Consider the following 4821-nt stretch of genomic DNA (forward strand, 5'->3'; position numbering starts at 1 on the left):
ATGACACCCAGCTTATCATTTAAAAACCTGTCGCCAATCGTCAAGCTAAAATTGGTGTTTATCGGGGTTTTAATGGGTGATGTTAACAGGTTCTGGTAAGGGAAATCTGAAATCGATGCTGGTTGCCCGATACCAATGATTTCGGCTGGTGATTTGGCATTAACCGTTGCACGGCTATAACTTTCAAAAGGACGGGGAGAAAATATCTGGCTATAGCCTGCGCCTGCATTTCCTTCAATACGGAGGCCGTCCGGGGCAGTTTTCATTATCAAATTCACTACGCCGCCTGACGCATCCCCTTCCATATCCGGTGTTAGCGATTTATAAACCTCTATCCGTTCAACAAGATCAGCCGGAAATATATCAAGCGGTACGTACCGATTTTTGTTATCCGGACTAGGAATTTTTATGCCATTGACAAGCGTGGTACTATACCTGGGGTCCATCCCCCTGATGATAACATATTGCCCGTCGCCCGTATTGCCCCTTTGCACCGAAACTCCTGAAACACGCGCCATTACGTTGGCTACCGTTATGTCAGGGGAAATGGATATTGAATTAGCCGAAACAATATTCACCAGGTTATCTGCACGCTGTTCGGCCCTTTTCGCATATTGGTCGGATTCTTTGTTACTTTTTGCGGTTATAGTCACCGCATTTAAACTGGATGTATTTGGCAACAGGTAAAAATTGACTTTCAGGTTTTCTTCTGCCTTGATGCTGATCGTCGTGTCAATTGAAATATAACCGATATAGGATACGTGAAATGAGTATACGCCGGGTTCGAGATCGTTAATCGAATATTTTCCGTTTAATTTTGAAAACGTTCTGTGTGCGCCGGGCTTTACAATTATGGTTGCACCAACCAATTGTTCGTTAACGTTTTTATCAAAAACATAGCCGGAAACAGATGATGCAAAGGACTCAGAAAAGAATAAAAAGGAAATTAAAATAGTAAAAATAATCTTCATCAAATCGTAATTTCCGCAAAGAAAGTTATTGAAATCTGAAGAAATTCTGAATTTTGGCGCTACCGGAGTTTCTTAAACGAATGATAATTTTCACTTAACATTAACCGTAAAAAGCGGGGTTTAAGATAACATAAAGACACGATTTCTTAACTCAAATGAAATAATTTGATGACGATAGTAATTTGGAATTGAAGTAAATTTTATTTAAGATACCAGAAAATTGATTCCCGTGAATAATTATTAACCATTGGTAACAAGCCTGTTACAAAAAAGCAAAATTGTTTTCTCGGCCTGAAAGCGCTAAAGCCGAGAAAACCGATGTTATTAATTGTGCTTTTTAATCTTTATGACGATGAGTTTTGAAGTTGGTGTATTACTTCCTTCAGCTACACTGTCAATGGGTACCAGCACGTTCGTTTCGGGGTAATAGGTAGCGGTATTCCGTTCGGGGATGTCATAAGGCACCACGATAAATAACCGCGCGGTACAGGTGATCCCGCCATGGTAATTAAACAAGTCGACTTTGTCACCGGCATTAAGGCCGGCATTTTGCATATCGTTTTCATTCATAAAAATAACCCGCCGTTCGTTGTGGATCCCCCGGTACCTGTCATCTAAACCATAAATAGTGGTATTAAACTGATCATGGCTGCGGATGCTGGTCATTATTAATTCATCATTTGCCAGTTGATGCACAGGTAAATTGGTGATGGAGAATATGGCCCTCCCGTCGTTTTTGCTTGTTTCAAACTTGCCTTCGCGCGGCGCATTGGGTAAATAAAAGCCGCCGGGCTTTACCACCTTGCTATTATAATCCTCAAATACTTTACCCAGTTCGTTCAGTTCCGCTTCATACAGCAATTTCTTTATCGTTTTACATCCGAACGGGTAAGCCTGAACCTTACCGAATTGCCATTAATACGTATTTTCATTTGCGGGTAGTAAAATGCGGTGTGCCGCAGTATAAATATTAAAACGCTGGTTTCGTAAAAAACCCGCGAGGGTGATGTTAAATTCTTCGGCCAGTTCAACTGCCAGGCTTGATGGTGCGCCAACCGCTGCAATAATGGTGATCCCGGCCATGGCAGCCTTTTGCACCAGCTCAAAACTTGCCCGGCCACTTAAAAGTAAAATATGATTATTAAGCGGCAGCCAGTTTTGATTAATGGCAGCGCCGATCAGCTTATCCAGTGCATTATGCCTGCCCACGTCCTCGCGCAACAACATTAATTCACCCTGCAAATTAAACAAACCCGAGGCGTGGATACCGCCAGTACTTGTAAAAGCATCCTGGTAATACCGCAAAACATCCGGCAAGCGAAAAAGCATTTCTGCTTCAATGGTGTATGGGATGCCCTTTTTATTTACAAAACTGCTAACGGTTCTGATGGCATCAATTGACCCTTTGCCGCAAACGCCGCAACTGGAGCTGGTATAAAAATTTCGTTCGGAGTTATGGAGGTTGGGGACGACACCTTCCTTCAATTTCACAACCACTACATTCTCTTTGTTTTCGGCGCATGAAATAAAGGAATGCTCTATGTTCGAAATAGCATCTCCAGATGAAATTATCCTTTCTGTAAACAAAAAACCGGCAGCAAGTTCAGCATCGTTGCCAGGCGTGCGCATGGTGACCGAGACGTTTTTTATCTGCCGTTCATTAGCCTGGCCGTATTCCAGCCTGATTTCCAGGGGTTCTTCAATCGCCAGCGCGTCCGAAGTGTCGGCAACTGCCCCTCCGCTAACCTTTGTAATATTAAACCGCTTGATGGACTTGGTAGTCATATTCAAATATAATTGAAATTTGGTTAAAAGTTGATCAGGTTCAATAGTTGATGAAGTTTAATCAACTCCAACCCAACATATTCAACCCGCCCTGCTTAATTAACCATTTAATCCATAATGTTGTTTTAAATTAGCTGTAATTAACATTTTTGCCCTAATTTTGCAGTATCATGAAGATTAAAGTACTGGCGTTTGGCATTGCGAAGGATATTTTTGGAGGATCTTCAGTCTCACTCGAACTGGCAAACGATTCAACCGTTTACAATTTACAATATCTGCTTGAGCAGCAATACCCAAAGCTGCAGCAATTAAAGTCGTACATGCTGGCTGTAAACAACGAGTACGCCCTGCCCGGCGACACCATCCATGAGCGCGACGAGATCGCTGTGATACCGCCGGTGAGCGGGGGGTAGATATTTCTTTTTCAGCTTATTGTTTATTTTTGTTTGAATGATTTCATCAATGTGCTTTACATTGTATAGTAATCGTTGTTAAAAGTTTACCGGATAAAGTGTTTATTGATATAATCGACACATATTTTTGATTTTTAATTTAATATGATTTAATTAAAAATTTATACTTTGTTGTGAGGCTCATATTTTGCAGTTTAATTTTCAATAAACATCCTGCACGCCTTGTGCTAAAACTTTATATTTGACAAGTAGTCATCAAAAAACATTTTCATTGTCCACCCAAATCCAAATATCCCCCACACCGTTAAACATTCAGGCTTGTATTGATTGGATCATATCGCCGGAGAGCGGCGGGATAGATGTATTTATTGGTACCGTACGAAATGCTACCAAAGGCAAACCGGTGATCCGGCTGGAGTTTGAGGCGTATGAGCCAATGGCTATTGCTGAGATGGAGAAAATCATCAAACAAGCCGCGGTGCAATGGCCCATTCAAAAGGCCCTTATCCATCACCGTACCGGCGTGCTCGAAATCGGCGAAGTACCGGTGATCATTGCTGTTTCGGCTGCACACAGGGCCGCCGCTTTTGATGCCTGCCGCTATATTATCGATACCCTGAAACAAACCGTCCCGATATGGAAAAAAGAAATTTTCGAAGATGGCGAAATTTGGGTAGCCGCGCATCCGTGAGTTTGTCATTGGTCATTTGCTTCGCGTCATTGGTGATTGGTGAATTAGTGATTAGTTAATTGGAGATTAGAGATTAGGAAAAAAAAGGTATAGCACCCCTCCTCCCGCCATCGTCTACGGCCCATCGATTATTGACCTCCTACCATGAACTATGAACCATCAACCATCAACTAAACTGTAACTTTTTCCGTTCTCATCCATCTTATGTTTATATTTAAGTCGACAAAACCCTAATTATAAACCGACATGAGCGAAGATCAAATGATAAATATGTCATCTAAAAAAACATTAACACAGGTCGCGCTGCTTTGCTGCGGCTTTTCGGGTGTTTTGTTTATACTGATCTATGCCGTATTTGGATTTTTGACCCCAGGCTTTAACGCGCTCCGCAATACCATCAGCAGCCTGGAGCTGGTAAAAAACGGATGGCTTCAACAGGCTAATTTTATGCTTTACGGGGTCTTGAGTATGCTGTTTACCATCGGGCTCTCAAAAGAACTCATTAAAAGCGCCAATGCGTGGTACATCGTTTTATTTCAATTATTTATTTGCGCCGGTTCAATTGGCCTGGCGATATGTATACATGAACCGCTTCATCAAATTTGCAATATCATTGTATTTATTTCGGTACTGGTTGTTTTGTTTCTATTTGCATGGCAGTTTTACAAAACCAATAGCTGGAAGGGATGGATCGTTTATTCGCTGGTAGCCGCATTTATGACGATGGCGCTGAAGGCGATTTTCATGCTGGCTGTTACGTATCATCACTGGCCGGGCCTGTTTGAACGCCTTATTTTTTTGCCGTATAATTTATGGTTGTTCGTATTGATTATAAAACTGATAAGCGGCCGCAGGTTGGTTGCGGCCGGTTGATTAGTCCCATTGTTCTATCCATGCCTTTAGCCCGCCATCCAGCGAAAAAAAGCGGGCGCCAGGGTATTTTTTCATGATTTCTTTTACA

General features: G+C 42.0%; 6 protein-coding genes. 3 read left to right on the top strand and 3 right to left on the bottom strand.

Going from position 1 to position 4821, the window contains the following annotated elements:
• The 3 genes from QZY09_RS09495 to fdhD form a co-directional block, all read right to left on the bottom strand.
• Window positions 1–971 (bottom strand): carboxypeptidase-like regulatory domain-containing protein (locus QZY09_RS09495; protein ID WP_295671622.1); only part of this gene is annotated, 971 nt, incomplete at its 3' end.
• A gap of 324 nt (window positions 972–1295) precedes the next feature.
• Complete coding sequence (locus QZY09_RS09500; RefSeq protein WP_295671625.1) at window positions 1296–1832, bottom strand: molybdopterin dinucleotide binding domain-containing protein; 537 nt, start codon at window positions 1830–1832, stop codon at window positions 1296–1298.
• 54 nt (window positions 1833–1886) lie between these two features.
• Window positions 1887–2756: a formate dehydrogenase accessory sulfurtransferase FdhD gene (fdhD, locus tag QZY09_RS09505; RefSeq protein WP_295671628.1), complete on the bottom strand. Its 870-nt coding sequence runs from the start codon at window positions 2754–2756 to the stop codon at window positions 1887–1889.
• Between the two features lie 170 nt (window positions 2757–2926).
• On the opposite strand from fdhD, the gene QZY09_RS09510 reads away from it, so the two are divergent.
• From QZY09_RS09510 to QZY09_RS09520, 3 genes are all read left to right on the top strand, one after another.
• On the top strand, window positions 2927–3169 hold the full coding sequence (locus tag QZY09_RS09510; RefSeq protein WP_096352004.1) for a MoaD/ThiS family protein: 243 nt from the start codon (window positions 2927–2929) through the stop codon (window positions 3167–3169).
• A gap of 271 nt (window positions 3170–3440) precedes the next feature.
• On the top strand, window positions 3441–3860 hold the full coding sequence (locus QZY09_RS09515; RefSeq protein WP_295671634.1) for a molybdenum cofactor biosynthesis protein MoaE: 420 nt from the start codon (window positions 3441–3443) through the stop codon (window positions 3858–3860).
• Window positions 3861–4106: 246 nt separating this feature from the next.
• Entirely contained in the window at window positions 4107–4733 is a 627-nt protein-coding gene (locus QZY09_RS09520; RefSeq protein ID WP_295671639.1) for a DUF998 domain-containing protein, read from the top strand.
• Window positions 4734–4821: the final 88 nt, after the last annotated feature.

The sequence above is a fragment of the uncultured Mucilaginibacter sp. genome (assembly GCF_903913935.1).
Taxonomy (GTDB): Bacteria; Bacteroidota; Bacteroidia; order Sphingobacteriales; family Sphingobacteriaceae; genus Mucilaginibacter.